General features: G+C 63.9%; 11 protein-coding genes. 3 read left to right on the top strand and 8 right to left on the bottom strand.

Annotation, left to right across the window (positions count from 1 at the left end):
- Window positions 1-202 precede the first annotated feature (202 nt).
- The 3 genes from ABFP37_RS05510 (at window position 203) to ABFP37_RS05500 (ending at window position 2,092) form a co-directional block, all read left to right on the top strand.
- Entirely contained in the window at window positions 203-853 is a 651-nt protein-coding gene (locus ABFP37_RS05510; RefSeq protein ID WP_347032970.1) for a hypothetical protein, read from the top strand.
- A gap of 64 nt (window positions 854-917) precedes the next feature.
- Window positions 918-1,544 carry a hypothetical protein gene (locus ABFP37_RS05505; protein ID WP_347032969.1) on the top strand — a complete coding sequence of 209 codons (627 nt, stop codon included), beginning with the start codon at window positions 918-920 and terminating at the stop codon, window positions 1,542-1,544.
- A gap of 20 nt (window positions 1,545-1,564) precedes the next feature.
- Window positions 1,565-2,092 (top strand): hypothetical protein, encoded by a 528-nt coding sequence (locus ABFP37_RS05500; RefSeq protein WP_347032968.1) that lies wholly within the window; start codon window positions 1,565-1,567, stop codon window positions 2,090-2,092.
- Window positions 2,093-2,640: 548 nt separating this feature from the next.
- Here ABFP37_RS05500 and ABFP37_RS05495 read toward each other — a convergent pair.
- From ABFP37_RS05495 to ABFP37_RS05460, 8 genes are all read right to left on the bottom strand, one after another.
- Window positions 2,641-2,946, bottom strand: a complete 306-nt coding sequence (locus ABFP37_RS05495) for a hypothetical protein (RefSeq protein ID WP_347032967.1) — start codon at window positions 2,944-2,946, stop codon at window positions 2,641-2,643.
- 65 nt (window positions 2,947-3,011) lie between these two features.
- The gene (locus ABFP37_RS05490) at window positions 3,012-5,144 is read right to left on the bottom strand and encodes a DEAD/DEAH box helicase (protein WP_347032966.1); all 2,133 of its coding nucleotides are present in this window, start codon (window positions 5,142-5,144) and stop codon (window positions 3,012-3,014) included.
- Complete coding sequence (gene brxD / locus ABFP37_RS05485) at window positions 5,141-6,493, bottom strand: BREX system ATP-binding protein BrxD (RefSeq protein WP_347032965.1); 1,353 nt, start codon at window positions 6,491-6,493, stop codon at window positions 5,141-5,143. Before brxD ends, ABFP37_RS05490 begins: the two co-directional genes overlap by 4 nt.
- The gene (pglZ, locus tag ABFP37_RS05480) at window positions 6,486-9,242 is read right to left on the bottom strand and encodes a BREX-2 system phosphatase PglZ (protein ID WP_347032964.1); all 2,757 of its coding nucleotides are present in this window, start codon (window positions 9,240-9,242) and stop codon (window positions 6,486-6,488) included. Before pglZ ends, brxD begins: the two co-directional genes overlap by 8 nt.
- Window positions 9,239-13,018, bottom strand: a complete 3,780-nt coding sequence (locus tag ABFP37_RS05475) for a DUF6079 family protein (protein ID WP_347032963.1) — start codon at window positions 13,016-13,018, stop codon at window positions 9,239-9,241. The genes pglZ and ABFP37_RS05475 overlap by 4 nt, the downstream gene beginning before the upstream one ends.
- Complete coding sequence (gene pglX, locus ABFP37_RS05470) at window positions 13,015-16,572, bottom strand: BREX-2 system adenine-specific DNA-methyltransferase PglX (RefSeq protein WP_347032962.1); 3,558 nt, start codon at window positions 16,570-16,572, stop codon at window positions 13,015-13,017. The genes ABFP37_RS05475 and pglX overlap by 4 nt, the downstream gene beginning before the upstream one ends.
- Window positions 16,569-20,789, bottom strand: coding sequence for a BREX system serine/threonine kinase PglW (gene pglW, locus ABFP37_RS05465; protein WP_347032961.1), 4,221 nt, complete (start codon window positions 20,787-20,789; stop codon window positions 16,569-16,571). Before pglW ends, pglX begins: the two co-directional genes overlap by 4 nt.
- A gap of 53 nt (window positions 20,790-20,842) precedes the next feature.
- A complete protein-coding gene (locus ABFP37_RS05460) occupies window positions 20,843-21,241 on the bottom strand; it encodes a hypothetical protein (RefSeq protein WP_347032960.1) in 399 nt (132 codons plus the stop codon).
- Window positions 21,242-21,253: the final 12 nt, after the last annotated feature.

Below are 21,253 nucleotides of genomic sequence, written 5' to 3'. Positions count from 1 at the left end.
TTCTTGTAGATGGACAACCTATTTGGTCCTTTGGACAACCTAGTTGGTCCTCGGTTTCTAGTTGCCAAGATAGTTGGCATGTATGACAAGTTAGGTTGGCAATTGACGTGGCATCCGTGATAACTCACGGCGGCCAGGTAGAGTCGCGGCTTATGCCAAAACCAGGATGTACAAGTTTCACTGGACCACCGGAGGGGGCGGAGTGGCAGAGTCCGTTTGGACCCATCCGAATAAGGAGTGGGAGGAGACATTGGACCTGGCCCGGCGTCTCGGGTGGTCCAGTGAGAAGGCGACAAGTCACGGTGGCTTGACTTTGATTTGCCCGGGCGCTGATCCGAACCACAAGATTCGGGTATTTTCGACCGGCAAGGGGGCGGAGGACGTAGCGCGTACATCCCGCAAAAAGGTCAAGCGGTGTGAACATGGTGACCTCAGCGGCCCTCTCGGTCGGGCAGAGACCGCGCTGGAGGACGCTGCGAGGCTCCTCAAGGCGGCCAGCGCTCTTCTGGACCGGGACGACGCAGAGCAGCACATGCTTGAAATCTTGGAGCTTGCCTCCGAGCAGCTTGCCGAGGCGGAGGCGGCCTTCGATGAGGCCAACCGGAGCTTCGACCATGCTAAAGGCCTGGTTGGTGAGCTTTTGGGCGCCGATGGCGCCGACGTCGCCTCCTCCCAGCTGCTAGGAACCGCAAGTTCTCAACTTCGGACAGCCGAGCTCACGCTCAGGGATCTGCCCCCAAAGGATGCAGAAGTTGAGCGGCTGGGTGCCCGGCTGGACGCGTTGAAGACACAACGTGACGCACTTCGAGTACGGATGAATCGTTACGGGACTGTACGTAAAGATGGCGGATAGTCGGTTGGCAGTTGCCAACTCCCTGTGCGATAGTTAGGGAAAGCTATAGATCTGGGGAGCCAAAATGGTTGAAGTAACTCTGCGCGTATCCGGTATCGATCTAGACTCTGAAGCCACTGAAAACGTCCTGGCCGAACAATTCCCCGACACGATCTGGGAAACGATTGATGGCATGATCACGGTGACTGCTTTCGTTGAGCGCAATGGTGCGGTCGCCGAGATCATCGATGTTGCCCATCGCCTGGAAAAGCAGTTGAACGGTCTTAAAGTCGTGGGTGTGCACCGCGACTTGGTCGGTATATCGGACATCGCTCTACGCGCCGGCGTCAGCCGCGAAGGGGCGCGAAAGTGGACGATGGCCAAGGATTTTCCGGTGCCCTTTGACTACGTCGGTGCCGGCTCGATGAAGATATGGGCGTGGACGGAAATTGCCGCCTGGCTCAAGTTTGCCCGCGCACTTGACTTGGAAGAAGATCTTCCAAGCCTTGAGCTGATGACCCAGATTGAGAATTGCTTGATGCGCAATCCTGATCACACAACTGTTCAATGGCATCAGGCCTCGATCAAGTTGCCTTCGGTTCAGCCGAAGTTCCAAACCGTTTTGCCAGCCGTCCGCGTTAGCGCGGGCGGCCGTGCCCAGAAGGCCGTAACAGCTGTTTACGACCTTGTGGGGGCGGCCGCCCATGTCTAGCAAATTGAATCGGAGATATTGTGACCTTGCTGCGGATCCACGCTGAGCCGGAGGACGCTGCCGTAAACCCCTCTGACGTAGCTGCCCTCGTAGCCGCGACCGAACCAGTGGAAGTCCGTCTGGATGAAGTCCATGCCGGGCCTGTCCAAAGCGCTGCCGCTGACATGACCGTGAGGCTAGTTCGCGGCGAGCCCGGCTTCGCCTACGATCCCGCAGCGGACGTCCTGTTGGTTCGACTGGAACACGTACTGAGCTGCTTTGCTGGCCAGGACGAAGACAACGCGACAACTATCCGGGCCAACCACATCGTGGCGTTCAATGTTCTTGGGGAGCTAAATGTCCATGCCGCAACAGTTTCGGCTTGGATTGAGACCAATGTCTACTTCATCGCTTACCCCTACATCCGTCAGTTCTTCACTCAAATGACTGCAGCACTCGGCCTGCCGCCGGTGGTTCTCGGTTATATGAAACGAGACGAGTGGCCATTCGCGGACGCAACGTCAGAGACCGGAGCTCCTGCGGAAGAAGAACCTGTCAACGCGAACTAGCAGTTGCAGCCCTTAGCTCACATTGGGCAAACGACGAACGAAGCAGTCGCTCTGCGGCATGAGCCGCTCCGATCTAGAAACCCGGAGTGCGGTTGAACGTCGCTCGATGTTGCAGCTCGCTCTCGATGAGCTGCCAGACCCCGGAACATCTGAGCTACTTAGAGGTGACAGCTACATGTGAGGGGGGATGGAGGGTGCGGGGGTGGGGCCTTCAGAATATGGACAACTAACGTGGCAACATCCAGCCCGACGGAGCGCTTTGGGCCCCGCGATGGGATCTCACCGCAAAACAGCTGGCCTCAGGCCAGGTAGCTGTCATCTACTATCGATGTGAGATGTCGACCTAGCTGGAAGAGTGCAACACCTATTTGGAAGAAGTGCATCGTCTGGTGGAAAGTTCCAGGTAGCTGGCACCAGGTCCCTGCACAGTGAGTCTTGAAGGGCCCTTTTTGTGAGCCACTTTCAGCAGCTCATGGTTTGACGATCAGGCAGGGTACTGGGTCCATTGTCCAGAGCACGCACTTTTCGGGATGGATACGGCGGCCACACTAATCGAGCGGTTCGATGCAGACAACGGGCGATGTTCTACGGAAGGTGGGAATATGGTCGTCGCGCACCTGGATCCAGAAGACCGCCGAGGAGCCGACCTCACAGGACTCAAGCATCAGTAGTTGCAACGCTTCGCCGTCACGACGAAGCTGCGAGAATCCTGCATCCAGGAAATCCACTAACGGCGGGGTCGCCGCCATCGTTCGTGAGATGGTTCGGTCGTCTAGATTGACGACGTACTGGCTCCCTGTAGCTGTCGTGATCAGGAAACGTCCAGTGCTGTCGTTGGAGATTGAGCGCGGCATACGGCGAGCCTATAGCGGCTGCAGAGCAGTCGGGGATAGCTGTTTTCGATTCCACGAATCTCGGACTAGACGGACGCTACGGGCCCAGCGGCTACCGCCGAAGCACCAGCATGATCGCTGCTTCGCTCAGCGAGGGTGCTCACTGCCAATGAAGCAGGGAGAAGTTCGGCAAACTTCAGTGTCCTGAGCGCACGCTCATCAACCTGCGGCAGGAGCCTTTGCGGCTCGTCTTGAAGCGCACACCGGATCTCGCGCATGGCCTCAGCCAGAGCCGGAGCGGTGGTGTCGCCCCGCAATCCGATTTGCCAGTTGTTGTAGGCCCGCGATTCGTCGAGCAGCTCAGGTGCCAGGTCAAGCAGCCCCGCCACCAGGACAGCGTTCGCACGGGCTCCGGCCCAAGTCCACCAGCGAAGTCTCCCGTTCGGTTCACGGATCATGACGGTGGAATCATCGGACACCCGGTGTGCATATTCTTCCCGGAGTTCGTTCAGCTTGGTCAGAGCCCTTTTGGACAGCCGCACGCCGGCGGGAGTGGCTCCGAGGAGCACCCGCCGCGTCGCATCGCTCAGGGCATAGGACTCGGGCTGCGGCATGCTTGACCATTTGGAGTCAGCGGCGTTTGCCGACGGTTCGACGTAGGCGCGGTGGCGCTTCCAATCGACGTAGTTCACCTGCCATGCCCTGCCTCCGAGAGTAAGGAGCCGAGGACCATCGACTTTGCGCTGGAGCACCAGCGGGTCAACGGAGCCGACTTCCTCGCGCCCGTGCAGAATGACTACCTGCGGGTCCGCTGTGAACACGGCCATGAGGTCCCGGTAGTGGATGCCGCCGTACTTGCGCTCAGCTTCAGGACCCATGAAGAGCATCCCTTGGTCTGAATCGAGGTGTCCCGATTCCACCAGCCCTGCGGCAATCGCCTGCCACTCGACCGGCGAGGCGAGCCCGAGTCCGGAGAACCACTCCTCCCAGGTGTTGGCTCCCACCCGACGCTCCTGCAGCGTCAACCCCAGGAGTTGTTGTGCCGCGACGTGCAAGGGCGACGGCGGGGGAACGACCGGCTCCACATAGCCCTCTGACCACAGCAGCATAAGTCCGCAGGCGCGCAGGAATTGCGCGTCGTCGGTGGACAGGAACAGCATGTTCCGCTCAGTCCCCGGTCTGCGACCGGTGCGGCCGAGCCGCTGCAGTACCGAGGCTACGGTGCGCGGTGCACCGATCTGGACGACCCTGTCGAGGTCGCCCACGTCGATGCCGAGTTCTAGGGTCGAGGTGGACACAATGACGCAGTTGCGGGCCTGCGAGAACGCGGCTTCCGCCTGCCTTCGGGAATCCACGGACAAGGATGAGTGCGAAACGAAAGTCTCCACTTCAAGGTCGCGCAGCCCGAGCGATACCTTTTCCACCGTCCGCCGCGAATCGGCAAAGACGAGCCGCTTCTCACCGCGATGCAGAGCAGAAATCACCTTGGCCGCATTCAGGTCGCTACCCACGAAATCTAGCTGCATCTCCGGTACGGGCGCAGAGCCCCCGTCCGGAGAGATGACGGATGCGGGTATCTCCGAGATCCGATTGCTGCCTTGCAGCCACGTCAAGAGCTCCGGGGCGTTGCCTACCGTCGCGGACAGTCCAATCCGTTGGAGCGGACGGCCCGCCAGCTTAGAGATGCGTTCCACAACTCCCAGCAGGTGCCAACCCCGATCGTCCCCGGCAAAGGCATGGACCTCGTCGACGACGATGGCACGTACATCTGCAAAGAGTTGCCGCGGATCCGCCAGGGTGGAGACCAACATGGATTCGAGCGATTCCGGGGTCGTCAGCAGGATGTCCGGACGCTCGAAGACCTGGCGTTTGCGGACTCCTGCGGTGGTGTCTCCATGCCGTACCGCCGCGGTGCGTCCGAGCCATCCGGCGTAGGAAGCGACCCGTGGCTCCAGATTGTTTAGCAATGCGCGCAGGGGACACACGTAGAGGACAGACGTCCCTGTCCACGCCTCCTCAGCCATACGGGTCAGCAGCGGGAACAATGCTGCCTCGGTCTTGCCGCCGGCTGTGGGAGCCAGAAGCAGGCAATCGTTCCCGCCCAGGACGGGACCGACGGACTCTGACTGCAGCGGCCGCAGGCCGCCCCATCCCAGCGTGTTGGCGATGTGGTGCTGGACCACCGTGTGGAGTGCGTCGAACCCCGCGAGCTGGGTCATAGGTTGAGTTCGACGTCGTCCGCGGTCGCCGCGTACCCGCCGGCCACTCCGACGGTGCCGCCAACGGCGTTGCGTTCCTCGGGGCTTAGGTCCTCGCAGGCGAGGGTCAAGGCGTAGTGCTGGCGCGGGTCGAAGTCATCGAACTGGTCAACACGGTCCAACACGTCGCCGATGAGTTTCTTTAGGAAGATCCTTGGCGCGATGCCCACCTTGCCGCCCAGCCCGCCGGCCACGGCGTCTGCCAGATCGGAGATGTAGGGATCGTCGACGAGCTGGCGGATACGGTCAGGAGCATCGGCACCGAGAAGATAGAGGTCCCGTACCTTGATGCCCAACGCTTCGAGCGCTTCACGGTTGAAGCCTGCCAAACGGATCTGTACGGCTCGAGGGTTATCGAAGCGCGAATCGGTGCCGAAATCCGTGGCCAGCCGTTGGGCCAGGGGCGCCAGACGTGGCACCCCGGAAGGCCCTGTGAAGAAAGCCGGTGTTCCGGTCAGGACTAGATACAGGCCGGGGAACCGACCGGAATCCACTTCGTCCATGAGCTGCCGCAGGGCGTTGAGGGCTTTGTCCCGCACATCCGAGCGCATTCGTTGCAGGGTCTCGACCTCGTCCAAAACCACCAGCAGGCCAGGATGCCCGGCGTCGCGCAGGATCAGCAGGAGACCCTGCAGGAATCCCAAGGCGCCGAAGTGGTCAAGATCGCCACGGATTCCGGCCCCGCGCTTGGCCGAAGCGCCCACATGGGGCTGGCCACCGAGCCAGGCGGCAAGCCCGTCCGCAACGGCAGCATCTCCAGCGGCTACGGCTGCCCGGTAACCGCGGAGTGCCTGGGCGAAGGCAGGTGTCTTCGCACTCACCTCGGCCAAACGCCGGTCCAGCAACTCATCCGCGGCGGCCGCCAAGTCACCCGCCGGAGCGGTAGCCAGTGCGGGGTCTGCGGCGATGGCATCGTCCTCGAGGGTGAACAACCAGGCATCCAGGACGGAACGGAACGCGCTGGGCGCCACCGAAGCAGTACGCAGCGATTCGGTAATCCGCCGGTAGACGGTCTCAAGCTTGTGCAGCGGGGTCTCGGTCTCGGAAATCTGCACTTCGGCGGCGGCGAAACCCTTCCTCAGGGCCTTCTCCGCAAGATGGCGGGTGTAGAAGGTCTTACCCGTGCCGTACTCACCGCGGACTGCCTTGACCACGGCACCACTACCCGCGACCGTCTCAAGTTCCTCCTCGACGGCGCGCTGGAAGCGATCCAGACCGACGGCGAGCAGATCGAGCCCGTTGGAAGGAACCGTGCCACGCCGCAGCGCGTCGATCACTTCGCGGCGCCTGCGCGGAGAGACGTCAGCCACGATCTGTCACCCCGAACTGTTCACGGAGCAGGCGTGCGTCCAGGACCAGGATGGAACCGTCGACACGCAACACCCCGTAGCCTTCGACGTTGAGCAGCTTCTGCAGTTGGGCCACCGCCCCTTCCATGCGCGTGGGGGCTACCTGAAGAACGACGGCGGCCGTCTCCTTGACCAGCCGGGTCCCCGGCGCAGCGGCCAGGGCATCCAGCAGCGTAGCGACTTGGCTATCGGCAACGGCGAGTCGGCCGGCGATCGCTTTCTGCGCCTTGAACGTGCCAGAAGATACGACGGCGGCTCCGATCCCCGGCGCGGCGGGGACCGGGTCGGGGGAGTCGAGGATGTCGAGCATTGATGGGGTGTTGTCCTGGGCTGTCTTCGTCAGCCCGGCACCGGGAGTTGCCAGGCGCGCCGTGGGGCCGCTGGCTGCGACCGACCACCACAGCGGTTCCTGTGACGGCGCCAGCTTCCATCCGTCGGGGACGTTATCGCCGGGAACCAACACAACGATGGGAACCACTACCTCGGCGGGGGAAGCGCCTCCGTGGTATCCGGCCTTGATTGGTCCGTAGCGCAGGGTTTCGTCGACGGCGAGTACTGCGCTGCCGCCTTCGGTCAGGACACGGCGGCCCTGGACCAACACCTCGTCGTCACCGGCGTGAGGTTCCGGTGTCCGGGACCGTGCGCTGCTCGTTTCGCCGAACGCGCGCAGTTCCCCGCGGCGGCGCTCCACGATGTGCCCATGATCGGACGTCATGACCACGGTGCGTCCGGCAGCCATCGCGGCGGATAGCAACGGTCGCAGGTGCCGGATGGTGTCAGGCGTCCACGTGGTTCCGGCCGGGTCGCTCTTGTCCAGGGCGTCGTCGATGGTGTTCAGAACGCAGGCCACGAGCCGTGTCTGTGAGTCGGCGATGGAAACGGATATGTCATCTTGCAAGGCCAACCCTGGACGCGACGAATCCAGGGGAGCCTTGTGGAAGAGCACGGACCGGGCGATCCCGCCGGCTTTCGCCATTGCGGCGAAGCCTGACAGTTCGCGGGACTGTCCGCCCGAGGTCAGCTCGCCGCTAAACAGGGACGCGCGGCTGAGGTTCGTGAGTGTCGGGAGCACGGCCACGGCAGACCCGCGACGTTCTGCGGCAGCAGGGATGGCCTCGGACCAGCCCTCGTTGCCGTGCAGCACGGTGGAGGTCAGTTCCGTGGCGGTGGCGGCGCTCATGCCGTCGAGGATCAGCAGCAGGGTGTTTTTCGCCCGCGCCAGCGGCAGCACCACCGAGGGCAGTAACCGCTCCAGATGCCAGACCTGGTCTCCGGCGCCGTCCAAACGGCCCGTCGTCCGGCCCTCATCTGAGGCGATTGACGCGGCCAGCAGGCGTGCGAAGGCCCGGTCGTGGTCGTGGCGCCGTTGCTCTGTGAGTCGCAGGACGGCGCCGAGACCTTCAGCCAAAAGCTGGTCGCTGACGCCTCCCACCGCGTCGTTGTACGCGGCATCGACCCACGCATGGTCGCGGGCGTGAAGTTGCACCGCGGCGGCGAAACTGTCCGGCAGCATGTCGTCTCCGCTGAGCCAGCGGGCCAGCCGGACGGCGGCACGGAACGGATCCACCCGGGGATCCCGGGCGTTCCCTCGTAACGGATAGGCCAGGCGGTGGGCTTCCACCCTCGACCAGGCCTGCTCCACGGCGTCGATCCCCGATGATGGGAAGGAGCGGAGCGATTCGGCGAGCCGGCGCAGTGACGCGGTGAGCCCGGCGGGCAGCAGCTGCGAATCGCTTCCCAAGCTGGCTGCCTGGATCTTGCCCAGCAACCTGTCAGCGGCCTGCAGCGCGGCATGGCCTTCCTGCCAGCGCGCCGGATCGTCCAGCTGAGCTTCGACAACGCTGCGCGCAACCTTGCCCAGCGCCGCTAGCATGGGCGGAGTGACCGCTTCGACGGAACCAGTCCACAGGTGTTCGAGCCGGGCCAGTGCCAGCTGGGTGAGCTGCTGCTCCTGGGCAGTCTGTCCGGCCGTGCCGGTCAGTACATTGAGCACAATTCCGATCGGGACCGCCTCGGCGGCCCTGCCGGAGAGTAGCAAACGCAGCAGCGGTGTGCCTGCCTGCCCCGCGCGGTCGGTCAGCCACTGGAGGACAGCGTCGGCGAGTTCATCTCCGCCGAATTCGCGCAGGTCCGCCATGCGGTCCGCGGCGTCGGATCTCGTGGTCCAGTCCAGAACGCTGAGGGCGTCCACCGGACCGCGCTGCAGTGCCAACTGCCGCTCCGCAACGGAGCCGAAGGCATGATCGATGGTCAATACGGCACCCAGGGCGACGGGCCACCCTTCGTCGGGAGTGATGCGCAATAAGCCCTGCGCCACTGGCAACCGCTGCTTCAGCGTGGATAACGCGCGATCGATCCGGTCGGCGCCGAAACGATCTTTAAGGGCCTCCCAGGCTCCCGGCGTCTGGAGCCTTTGATGCGCGAAATGCCCGAGGATACCGGCACCCAGGTCTTCCTCCGGCCGATCGGTCAGGATCACGAGCCATTCCCCACCAGAGCGGTTGCGCAAAGCATCCCGGATGGCCAACGAGGAGACGCAGGGCAGGACGTGGACGGGTTCCCCGGAATCCACGAAGCGTCGTTCGGCGCGTGGGTCCGGGACCGCACGCAGGCCGATCACTCGCTGGCTGCCGTGCTTGCGGGCCGCGGAGATTAGAGAACGGACGACGGCGGTGCTCACCGTTGCCTGAATGGACGTCTGGACACTCACTCGACGATCCTCCACTGCACTTCAATGCGGCGGTTCGGGTTGTTCCGGATGAAGGTCTGCAGCTCGGACACCGCGCTGTCGGCGCCGACGGCCGTGCGCCAATTCCCCCCAGGAATGGCGGGCGGTGCCACGGTGGGTGGAAGGACAACATCGTCTGGCTTTGGGCTTGCCGGGGGATTAACCGGAGTGACAGGAACCGGTGAAACCGGCGGCAGGACCGGCGCTGGCGTGACGGGTGCGCTGGCGAGCCACTCAAATATTTCATCGCCGGCGTTCTTGAGCGCCGCCGCGCATGGGTAGGCGTGCTCCTGGCCGTTTAGTGCGGTGGTGAGATGGTCCAGGATGGCTTGGGCGCCATCGGCGCGATTACCTTGGCCGGCGGCGGCCTCGCGGACGGGCGTCAGCCGGTTCCACGAGAAGTCCGACAAAGCCGCGGAAACGTCCCTTGCGCAGGCCAAGGACGCCGCAGCTTCCTGCGGGGTGGCCGGGAGGTCCAGCCCGGCGAGGGTCTGGATCAGTGTCACGCCGTTCTGGTGCTGCAAAGCACCGAGGGCCTTCGCAATCCCGCCGGCTAGCACCAAACGATCTCCCCCATCTGTCTTGAGCCGCGTGGCGGCAGACTCCAACGCACTAACCAGCGCGTCCGCGTCGACGACGCGCGTGCGTGCAAACGCGCGCGTAGCCTCAGCAAGGGTGGCAACTGCGGCAGGGGTGCGGTACTTGGGGGCCTCGATCGCGAACACGCGGCCCGCGGTGGCCCTGGCGGCCTCCCATTCCTGTTCGGTCGGCATGGGCTGCGGCCGCAGTTCCATGCTTGGCTGGAGCAATCCCGGCGACGGAGCAGCCGGCAGTGCACCGCCGTGGTTGAACCAGGCACGCTGGCGCAGCAGACCCCACGCAATCACTATCAGGTCGGAGACTTCATTGCGCAGCCCGTGGGCCGGTTCGACCCCGTCGATGATCTCGCGCAACTTCGAAACCGTGACGGCATCGTCGTTGCCGATGCCCGCACGCGAGAGTCCTCGCTCAAGCGCGACGCCCCAAGGACCGAAACGTCCGTCACCAAAGAGGAAGTGGGTTTCCCCCGCGAGCCCAACCTCGAGCGGGTTGGCGATCCGGCGGACCGTCCGTGCGTCTCCAGGGTAAGGGGCGCGACCCTCCGGTTCGGCGGCCGCGGCCTCCAAAGCCGAGGCGACAGCCTTGAGGTCGGCAACCCTGACCTCGATGTCTTCCGGCTCGAAGCGCGGGTGACCCGGGTACGCGGATTCGAACGCACGGTTCACGAGTTGCCTGAAGCCTGCGCCGAGGGTGGCCCCGACGGGGGGCTGCGGGACGTATTCCGGGTCAAGTGAATACAGGACCTCCACGTGCGCGGGGTCCTCGAGCAGGGCCCCGCGTGCGGGGGTCGCTGCTCCGTAAGCCTGCTGGATGATACGTAGCAATCCCTCGCGCAGGGCCGCCTGCTGAGATTCGAGGATACCCCGGGCCTGTTGGCGGTCGACTTCGCTGAGGTGATTGGCGTGGCTGTTCCACCGGTCTCCGGTGCCCTCCAGCAACCAGTCGAGCACTACGAGTCGACGCAAGTCGCGCATGGATTCTGCGGAGAGGAAACGTGGCAACCAGACCAGAGTTCGCGAAGTGAAATTGCGGGCGCGCAAGTTCTCGATGCGCTCGATGTCTTCGGTGGCGGTGTGCTGTTGTTCATCGAAGGGGTGGTCGATGACGAAGCGCCACGCACCAGCCCCGGAACGGAAATGCTCATCCGTGAGCCAGCCCGCGTCGCGCACGTTGCCAAAGACCAGTTCGACCTCGCGCTTGGAGCCACGCCACACGACGGGCTGGCGGTAAACATTCCAGGCATCGGGGTCGCCGAGTTCCAGACCGAGCCCTTCAGCGACCAGCTTGCGAATCAGTTCGCGTTGGCGCCCGGGGTTGTCCTCGCCCTTGGCCTTTTCAACGATCGATTCGTAGTCCACATTGGACAGCTGGACCCGGATGATGGGGTTCAACGGTTCGGAACCCACATGGATTTCGGGCACCTCGCGGGACCAATTTTTCACCTTGGCCAGCACGATGTTGGCCTCGCCACCCGGCAGCGGGGACGCGATCGAGCCGTGGTTGAGCGAGGCGAGCCGTGCCGCGGTCAGCGCCTTCAGGGCGGGGACGTTGGGGGCCACAGCTGAGAGCAGCAGTGTTTTGGCGAGCCGGTCATCCGCGCGGAATGCGGGCGTCAGCCGGGAGGGATCCTGCAGGTCGGATGCGGCCAGGTGGTGGGTGGAGAGAATCTTGGGCAGCAGCTTGTCCTGGTACAGCTGGGTGGCAGAACGGAAGAGCGCCGCAGCCTGCGCGTCAAGGGCCGCCCCGGCCTGACCCTTGACGATGTAATCGAAGCTGTCCCCGACAGGGATGACCTCCTCGATGCTCATGGTGTTCCGGCGGTCAACCAGCATCTGCTGCATGACCTTGAGCGCGGTGCGGTCGCGCTGCATGACGCTGGCCAAGGAGCGCAAGGTGGAGACCAGAGCGGGGGCAAAGGGGTAGGTGAGCCGGAAGGCTTTCTCATCCGAACCACGGTGCTGGTCATCAGAGTTGACCCCGTCGAGCAACACATCCCAGACTTTCGGATTGCGGTCCAACCGGGTGAACGCATCGTCGACGGACTGCCTGGCGGCGTCGTCCGTGGGCTTCAGGAGGCGCTTGCTGGCGACGAACGGGAGGTTGTCATCGCCCAGTTCGATCTTTGCAAAGCGTCCTTCCTGGTGCCGGAACGCGGATTCGAGTGCCTCCTGCTGGACACCGTTGGCACCGGCGTCTGCGAACCACTTGCGCAGGTCCATCTGCCGGGCCACGAATGAGATCAGGGGGGCCTCGAGGCTGCCATAGGAACCTTCCACCAGTTTGGTCAGTTTCTGGGATTCGCGGCGGAAGAACTCGGGTTCGTGCATGCCAAAGGCGAGCCAGAGGACCAGTTCGTCGAGGAAGAGGACGACGGCGTCATACCCTAGCGACTTGGCGTGAGAGGACATGGCGGCAAGACCGGTATCCAGGTCAACGTACGCGCCCGACCGGACAAACGCCTTGAAGTACGTCCCCACCAAATCACCGACCAGCGACTGCCGCTCCACACTTTGTACGGAGGCGGTGCGAGCCGCGTGGTAGCGGTCCAGGTCCCAGCCGCTGGAGCCGAGCAGGCCGGAGAACTCGTCAAATTCGTCGTCGGCCGCATAGCCTCCAAGACCCTGGAAGAACGCGCTGTCCCCGATTTGCTGGCGCAGGTTCTCCGCGTCCTCAAGGAGGGCATCGGATGCGAAGAGAGCAGGCAAGGACGCGCCGGGGTGAGCGGTCTGGATGTGCCGGACGTAGGCGTCGAAGATGACCTGTTCCATCGACTGGCCGTCCAAGAAATGGAATGCCAGTGGCAGTATGTTCCTGCCGGACAGGACAGCGTCGTGCCGGGCGACGGTCTCTTGGAGTTCGCCGACAGATCGGGCCTTTGGATCGTGGCGCAGCAGGGCATGGAGGACAGCCATAAAGTGCGACTTACCTGAGCCGAAGGACCCGGTCAGGAACGACCCGCGGTTGATTCCTGTGGTCAGCGAATCGGACACCAGTCCTAGCGCGGAATCGAAGGCGTCCACGAGTGACGGGGTGACCACGTAGTCGTCGAGGGCGTGCCGGGCGCCGTCGCCGCTGACGGCGTCGGTGAGGCGGAGGACATAGTCCTCGACGCCCGCGCGTTCGGGGATGTCGAAGACGTCGCGAAGCAGGATGGTCATGCGTTCTCCTTGATGGCGCGGCGGCTGCGCGTAGCCGGGGCGGGACGCCAGGCCTTCAGATCAGTGGTCGATACATTGAGTTGGGTCATTCGTTCCTCCAGCTGGGCAGAACAGAAATCGGCCATGCTCATGCCGAAGGTCGGGTCCAGATCGGCATGCCACTGCTTGACCCAGGGCAGCACTTCCGCCATGCCGGCAACGAGCGGAACCAATTGGCCGTCATCGGCACCTTCGCTGATCCGTTCGTCCATGATCGTAGCCAAGACAAGGAATTGCTGTGCGTGGTCCCAGCCGGACCAGCCCAAAAGCAGCGTCGGGTCGGTGGAACGCCCGGCGTCCGGGTACAGGATGAAGCGTTCCTTGGGCACGTCAAGCTTCCCGCGGGCCTGCCACCAGGAAGCCTTCCGGAAATCGGCGGTGGCGTACTTGGGCGGCACCGGGATCCTACCCACGTCCTCCCCGTTGTCCTCCCGGCGCTGCAGCTCCCACGTTTCCTCCCACGTTTCGCGCTTCCGCAGACCGGAGTCCTTGAGCCGCTGTGCAGCGAGGTAGGGGACAGCCTCGTCCGTCAACAGCCTGGTGAGGGCTTTGGCGACGTCGACGTCGACAGTTCCGTCCCATATCGCCAGGACGCTGACCAGATCTGCGTCGCGGGAAACCACGTCAGCGACCTGTGAGATGCTGCGAGCGACCGGGCGGTCGTGTGCGTCAAACCAGTACGAGCGGTCCTCGAGTCTGTCCAGGAGCCAGCCACGCAGGGCCTGTTCCTGCTGCTTTTCCCACGGCTCGGTTGCCCACCGTCGTTTGAATTCGGGTTTCTCGAGCAGACGGATGCTCGGATTGGCCTCGATGGCGTCGAGCCGACGTTGGACGAGTGCCCGATAGTCCTGTGGCCATTCGGCGGGGATTTCGGTTACCGGTGTGGAGCCGTGGCGGGAGAACCACGCCGATGAAGTGGTGCCGCTGGTGATCTGTCGTGCCAGCACGATTTCGAAGGCCCGCTGGCCGAGCTCGATCTCGGGCAGCGATTCACTCTTGTACGTAAAGTCCTCATCGATCAGTCCATAGAGGCGGTACGTCTCCCAGTCCAGTTCCTCCTGGGCCGCCACCATCTGACCAAGCAGGTTCTGGGCCAACTTCCGGGCATCCGACAGCGCAGAAGCTGTCGGTGTGGCGCTCTCCAAAACGGAGGCGGGAGACGCTGCGGCCAAAGATCGCCCGAGTGCGTCGAGGTGGCGACCCCGGTTCAGCGGGAGCGATGAAGGCATTGGGAAGTCCTGCAACGTTGTGCCCGTGAACTCATATCGAGGTTCCCATGACTCGTCACCGATGCCGCCGCCAATGCCGCCATTTCCCTTGTTGTGACTGTTCTGCTTGAGCCAGAAACAAGCGGATGAGGAATTGAGCACGCCCAGCAGGGCGAGGTGTTCGTCTTCGGATGCGCCCTCCGGCAGCTTGATGACCGGGGCGGATTGTTTGAAGACCTTCCCACCCCGGTCGAGCACAAAGTGGTTGTGCGTGGCGACGAATGCGAAAGTGATCGACAGGGGCGTCCGCATTTTCGACGAGTAGCACTCGAGGTGGTCGTACCAAGGCCGTTTTCTGTCAGCCAGGGATTGCCCAAAAATGACGCGTTGAGACAAAACCGAGCGCAATGGCCACAAGCAACTCTTTACGACAGGGTGCGTCTCAGGAATCCAGGATGGTTTGAAAACATCGTCGTACGGCCACCATATGAGGGCTCCGCCTGTGAGACCGTAATCTCGAACGTTTTCCCCAACTACAATGTTGCGTACTTGATCAAGCTGGCCGAGTGACCTAGCACGCGAGTCGGTTGTGAACCAGCCATCGTCCTCGCCGACCACGGTCGTCCGACCAATGCTGACGGACCAGTCGGACAGGTGAGCTCTGCTCTTGTTGAGTTCAGTCAAGAGACTCGAAGCACCTCCACCGCTAAGGCTCCATGGATGAGTTGCCAGTCGCTGTCGATCGAGGTCAGTGACAGAGATCCATTGGTCGCCGTAGCCGGGCTGATCGAGGCGATCGGCGATCGCCCGCCAGACTAGGCCGGTGGCGGGGTTCTCCGGCCGCCCTGGCTCGCCCTGCACTCCAAGAACGGCGCGGACGGTTTGGCTGGCGGGTCGCTGGTGCTTGCCGATCAGGATGACGGTCGGCGTGCCGTGGCCGGGGATGTAGGCGCCCGAGGTGTCGACGACCAGGCGCAGATCTTGACGGGTGAGGTACTCCTCGATGATCTTGGACCCGAACTCGCGCTTCATGAAGGAATTTGAGGTAATCTGCCCGGTCCATCCCGCGGGCTGTGAATCGGTACCGTGTTTCGCCAGACCGAAGAAGCGCTCCATGAACGGCACGGTCAAGGCATACGTTCCCTTGCACGTCTCGTATAGGTTGCGGTACGCGGCATTTAGGGTCTTGTCTTTGACTGTGATGTAGGGCGGGTTCCCGACCACTACATCGTATTGGCCCGGCTTTAGGATGCGCTTGAGCTGCTCAAGGTCTTCGGTGGCATAGGCGAATCCGGACAGCTCCGCATCGGCGTCGAAGCCTTCGAACCGGAACTCGCGCTGCACTTGGCCGTGCAACAGCGAGTCGCCGGCGGCGACGTGGAAGCTGAAGTCGGGGGCGCGTTCCAGGTCCAGCTCTCCCGTGGCCTGGAGCGCAGCGATAGTGAGCCGGAAGCGTGCGATGGCCACTGCGAACGGGTTCAGGTCCACGCCGTGGATCGCGTTGAGGGCCTTCTGAACCCGGTCGCGGGCTTCCAAGTTAGGGGCCTTGCTTCTCCATTCGTCCAGCAGCCGCTGGAATCCGCCCAGCAAGAAGTGCCCGGACCCGCAGGTTGGGTCGATGAGCTTGAACCCTTCCAGCGGGCGCTCGGCCAGCGCCGGGGTGAGCGTCTGGTCGAGGATGAACTCCTCGACAAATATGGGGGTCTGGAGGAGCGCGAACGTTTTCTTCGCGTACTCGGAGAGATCCTGATAGAGGTCGCCGAGGAAGCGGGTGGAGAGCCCGCTGTCCTGGAAGTCGTAGAGCGGGACGCCGTCTTCGTCGGTGGCGCGCCAGAAATCCAGGATTTCCTTCGCCATGGCGCCGGAGGGGGAGACCTGCCAGAGGGCCGCGTGTTCGTCGACCAGTGCCACGGTGGACGGGAAGGAGCGCAGGTGGGTGATGCCTTCCAGGATCCACTCGCGCCAGGTGTTTTCCGGGTGGGCGCGGAAGTAAGCGTTTTCGGCGTCGAACGCTTCCTGCCGGCGGGCGCCGGGACCGGCGATCCAGACCTTGGACAGCAGCGCATTGTCTTCGCAGAAGCGTAGGAACACCGTGCTCAGGACCCAGCCAACTGCGGCTTGTGTGATGCGGTCGTCGCGCCAGCTGACCCATGCAGAAGAGGTGCGTTCGGCGCGCAACGCGTCCGCGTGCTCGGACTGCCAGCGGGCCTTGATCTCCGCGTCTTCGTCCAACCGGGTGCGCAGGTCGTCTTCAACCCGAAGCACCAGTTTCTGCAGCTTGGGGGTGAGATCCTTGCCAATGGTCATACGGTGGCTCCTTCGACGGCTGCCGGGATGAGGTTTGTAGGAGCGTCGATCCAAGCGGTGTCGACACGGAGATATTGGTTGGGGGAAGTCTGGACCGAGACGCCGTCGAGCAGTGGCCCCCGGCTCGCTCCGACCTGCGGCAGGATCACCCATACCGCCTGGCCGCGGCCGGTGGCCAGGTCGCTCCAGTGCCGGAGGATGTCCGTGTGTCCGTAGCGGGCCAGGGGAGAGGCCTCTACGATGACGACCGGCCTGGGTTTCTCTCCGGTGTCTGCGGCGGCCGCGCTTATGGCGGCCTCGACCACCGGGACGGCCCGCTTCACTGCTGCGATTACACCGCGGGTGGCCCGGTCGTTCTCGGGCTGTGCGTCGGCACGAACCAGTGCTTCCCATGACGGAAACCCGGCCTCCAGGCTCAGGGACTTCAACTCGTCCAGCAGCAGGGCGGTGACATCAATCCGCTGGGCGTGAAACTCCGTTTCCAGCCGCACGGCCAGCGTGTCGCAAAGGTCGGCTCGGGCTCCCAAAGCCAGGAAGGACCGCTGGCTGATGCTTTCGCGCAGCCTTGACTCCGGGGTGGGTTCGCTCGCGAACAGGCCGCCGGTATGCGTTCCCGTGCCCAGCCTGGAGGAACTGCCCTGGAACGGCTCCGCGATGGTGGGGGTGCCGTAGGTCCCGGATGCGGGGTCGTGGGTCAGCTCCAGACCAGCCTCGCGGAGCAGCTCGGCGAGGCGTCCCGACGTCGGAAGAGCCGGTACGGCGGGGAAGCGGACGCGGACGCGGTCAACGATTTCGCGGGGCGAGAGGCGCTGCGGGCCAGCCACGCCGCGCAGAGCCAGCCCCAGCGCCTCGACCTGGGACAGGTCCCTATCGTGCAGTTCTCCGCTGCCGGACGCTGCCGCCAGGCGGGACAACCCGGCGGCCAGACGCGCCAGCCGGACGCGGTCGCGCAGCAAAGGGTCCTCGATGCCCGCGGCGTCGAGGAGCGCGGACAGCCGCTGGTGGACGCGTTCGGCAGGAACTACGGCGGGCTGCGCCGTCGACTCGGCCAGCAGCGAGTCGGCTTCGCGACCCAATCGTTCTGCCGCATCCAGCAGTGGGGTCTCACGGGCGAGCAGCATTACGTTGCCGTCCCGGCGGCGCAGCTCCAGGGGTTCGTCATTGGAGTCCGCGCGCTTGAGGGCGCGCTGGCGGTCCACGATAATCCGCAGCAGACCCCGGGCGATGCGTTCATTCTCGCCAGTGCGCTCGGACTCGACCGTGGTCTGGGCCAGCACTTCCATGGCGAGTTCGTCGATGGTGGCGGCCCCACCGAGCGCATTCAGGCGCTGGTTCACCACAGCGGAAAGGTGGCGCAGGAAACCCAACACCGGTGTGTCCTCGGCCCAGGCAGTCTGGAGTTTCCCAACGAGCTGATTGGCGCCCGCGGCGGTGACTGGGTTCGGCAGATGCGCGCCCAATTGTGCCTGGGTGGCAAAGGCGTCCACGTCGCCGTACGTGCCGAGGATCAGGCCAGCGGCCGCTCGGGACTGTACAGCCTTCCGTGTGCCGGCGGCCTCGATGAGTCGTTCGGCGAGGGCAAGGACCGAGGGGAGCGGGGCAGTACCCGCGGTTCCCTGCTTGGCTTTTTCGCCAAACTTCTCACGCCACGCCATGGCCCGGGTGGACACCTCGCGTTTGGTGGCATGGGCTACCCCCCGCAGGGCGTTCAGCCGGACCGGATCAACCGCCGTGAGTTCCCCTACGGTGCTGACGCCAAGTGGTTCCAGCGCGGAGAGGGCGCGAGCAGACAGGCCCGACTGCTCCAGCGGGGTGGCCGGTGTTGCCAGGGCTGCGAGTTCGTCCGAGTTCTCCGGGGCCGTGGTGGCATCCGTCGGGAACGCAGCCCGCCAGTTCTCCAGCATCTCCGTAGCAGTGTCATAGCGCCGCTTGGCATCGCGGGCCAGCGCCGTGCGGAAGAAGGAGACGAGGCGTGGGGCAATGGCCCGGTCGAAGTCATGGGCTTCGATGCTGGCCTCGTCCGGCACAGACGCGGGGTTGGCCAGCGGATCACCATAGAACGGCGTGTGGCCGGTCGCCATTTCGAACAGCACGACGGCGGCAGAGTATCGTTCTGCGGCGGAATCGAAACGGGTCCGGAGACCGCCGAGGAACGGATCCAGATATGGAGGGGTCCCGGCGGCAATGTCCGAGGCCGCGGCGCGGGACAGGGAGAAGTCGAAGAGCACGAGGTGTTTGCCACTGCGCTCCGCACGAACGCCCAGGTTGCCCGGCTTGATGTCCCGGTGGTCAACACCGTCCTTGTCCAGCTGGACGAGTGCCTCCAGCAGGTCCCGGCCGAGCCTTTCCAACAGGTCCAGCGAGAGACGTTTACGTTCTCGCAGCAGCTCGCTGAGCGTTTGATCGCCTGCGCTCTCCAACAACAGCGCCGAGCGGTCGCCCAGGGGAAGTGGCCCGTCGAGGATCTTGACGAGGCGTGGGCCAGAGAGTGCACGCAACACCGCGGCCTCTTCGTGGAGCCGTTGTGCCGCCTTGGCGTCCACCGCGACCTTCAGTACGCGGTGCGCGCCGTCGTCGTCCGAGTCTTTGACGAGCAGCCCGACGGCAGTCGAGCCGCGCCCGAGCCGGCGAAGGACAGTAAAACGTCCGTCAGCCAAAACCGTGCCTGGAGCGGCGTCGACGGCGTCGACGTCCTCACTTGCCACGCCGGATGGCACAGAGGAATCGAACAATGCGTCCAGGAACTTACCGACGCCGTCGAACCGCTCGCCGGGGGCGGGCCTGGTGGCACCGAGCACGGCTTCGCGAATGCTTGGTGAGATCGAGGGCAGCTCGAGGGACAGGTCCAGGCCACGCTGGTTCCTCAGCCGCTCCGCAAGGACCAGCGATGAATCAGCGGGACGTTGCGACGCGAGGATGAAGTAAGCCAGGGCGCCAAGTGAAAAGACGTCCACGCGGATACGGTCTGCTGATTCCGGTTGCCAGCGTCCCTCAGGGGCTTCAAAAGCTTCAGTCAGCCAGGCGTCTGCCTGATTGGGGTCCGGCCTGCGGTCCAGCAGCGAAGTGACGCCGTCGGCGGCGTGCCCGGTGAGGACCTGGCCTGAGGCCAAGCCAGCGCTTTGCCAGTCGCCGATAAGGACCTTGGGCTGTCCATGAACCGTCTTTACCCAGACGGCCTTGGGACTCAGGCCACGGTGGACGACTTGGTTGCGGTGGGCGTAGTCGAGGGCTTCTGCCAGCTGACGGATGATGGATAAGCGCTGATCCAGGGGCAGCCCGTTAGGCTGCCCGGCGAGCCAGAGGTCCAGCCGCTGCATGCCATCGGAATAGTCGTAGACCAGTCCGACACCGAGTTCAGAATCGACCAGATCGCGAGGCCTCAACAGGCCGTCGTGTGAGAGTCGGCTCATAAGCCGGAACTCGTGTTCGGCGATCTTGTAGTTACGGCTGGCTACGGACTGCGATGTTCCCGGCGGCGTGACCTGGAAACGGATACGGACTGTTTCCTGCTTGGAGACCTTGTGATAGCCGCTCCAGTCCTGCCAGCCCGGGCCCTCGTCGAGGGCCCCATCCTCAATAATCCACGACCCGGCCTCCCGTTCGCGGCGCTGGACCAGGCCGATACGGGCCATGAGGTCTACAAGGATCGCTTCCTGGTTCTGACCGATGGCGGCATTGGCACGTGGCTCCTGGCCGATGAGATCGCTGATGCCGGGAAGATGGCTGACAGCTTCCGCTTCATCGAGCCCATAGAGACCGAGCGCCGAGGAAGCCGGGAGCTCGCTGACAAACCTCGGGTGGTGAAGAAAGACTGCCTGACTGACGAATGGGATGACGCTTCGCTCGTCCTCAATTTGGATGCCCTTTTCGCGCGCCCATTCACGGAGAGCTTCCTTGAGCTTCGAGGCCAGATACTGGGCCTTCCGCCGGGCTAGCAAAAGGGGTGACGGTTCCGCGCGTCGCCCGTCACGAAGCCACTGCGTGTCATTGCCTGTCAGCCGGCCGGAGTAGTACTTGAGCTCCAGCAAGTGCAGGCCGCCACGGCCGAGTATCAGGGCGTCGACTTCATGCCAGCCACCGCGGCCGTCACGGAACTCGAAGTTGCTCCACACCCGGTAGGGGCTCTGCGCCGGGATCTTGCTCTTGAGGTACGCAAGGCCCTCGATCTCATGCGGGAACTGCGAATCGCTTACTTCGATCCAGCGGTCTTGCTCCACACCAGTTCCCCCATGAGACTTGCAACCAAACTTTGAGACACCACTGGTCTACATTACCAACGTTGCGATGCGTGTTTGGGGTCATGCCACGCGCCTTGACCGGCGAGTTGCGAGGTTTCCGCCGGGCGGACCCTAGAGCTTGTCGATCCAGGTGTCTTCTTCGCGGTTGTCCCAAGCTGAGCCGGAGCTGGCCTCTGACTTTTTCCCCACCGTTCGATGCGCGCCAGCACCTGCCGCACTTCGCGTGAATACAGTTCCCTGATATTGGAGATCCTCCGAATCACGCAGCTCTGAATGACCTCCTGACGCTCGGCCATGTCGGCGATTCCGGCGCTGTCAAAGGCTTTGCGAATGCTTGCGATCTGCTCGGGCGCGATAAGAGGATCCTCGATGACTGCCGATGTGGGTGCTGCCTCGGGCAGGTCAAAGAGCCCTGGTTCCTCATGAGTCATTTGCGCGGGTGA

This window comes from Burkholderia sp. RS01 (genome assembly GCF_039748055.1).
In the GTDB taxonomy this organism is placed as follows: domain Bacteria; phylum Actinomycetota; class Actinomycetes; order Actinomycetales; family Micrococcaceae; genus Arthrobacter.
The sequence above is the reverse complement of the archived record's forward strand: the minus strand, read 5'-3'. Positions and strand labels throughout refer to the sequence as shown.

Coding starts and splice junctions, on each gene's coding strand:
- pglX (WP_347032962.1), bottom strand. CDS start 16,572: ATGACCATTGGCAAGGATCTCACCCCCAAGCTGCAGAAACTGGTGCTT.
- ABFP37_RS05475 (WP_347032963.1), bottom strand. CDS start 13,018: ATGACCATCCTGCTTCGCGACGTCTTCGACATCCCCGAACGCGCGGGC.
- ABFP37_RS05505 (WP_347032969.1), top strand. CDS start 918: ATGGTTGAAGTAACTCTGCGCGTATCCGGTATCGATCTAGACTCTGAA.
- ABFP37_RS05495 (WP_347032967.1), bottom strand. CDS start 2,946: ATGCCGCGCTCAATCTCCAACGACAGCACTGGACGTTTCCTGATCACG.
- ABFP37_RS05490 (WP_347032966.1), bottom strand. CDS start 5,144: ATGACCCAGCTCGCGGGGTTCGACGCACTCCACACGGTGGTCCAGCAC.
- ABFP37_RS05460 (WP_347032960.1), bottom strand. CDS start 21,241: ATGACTCATGAGGAACCAGGGCTCTTTGACCTGCCCGAGGCAGCACCC.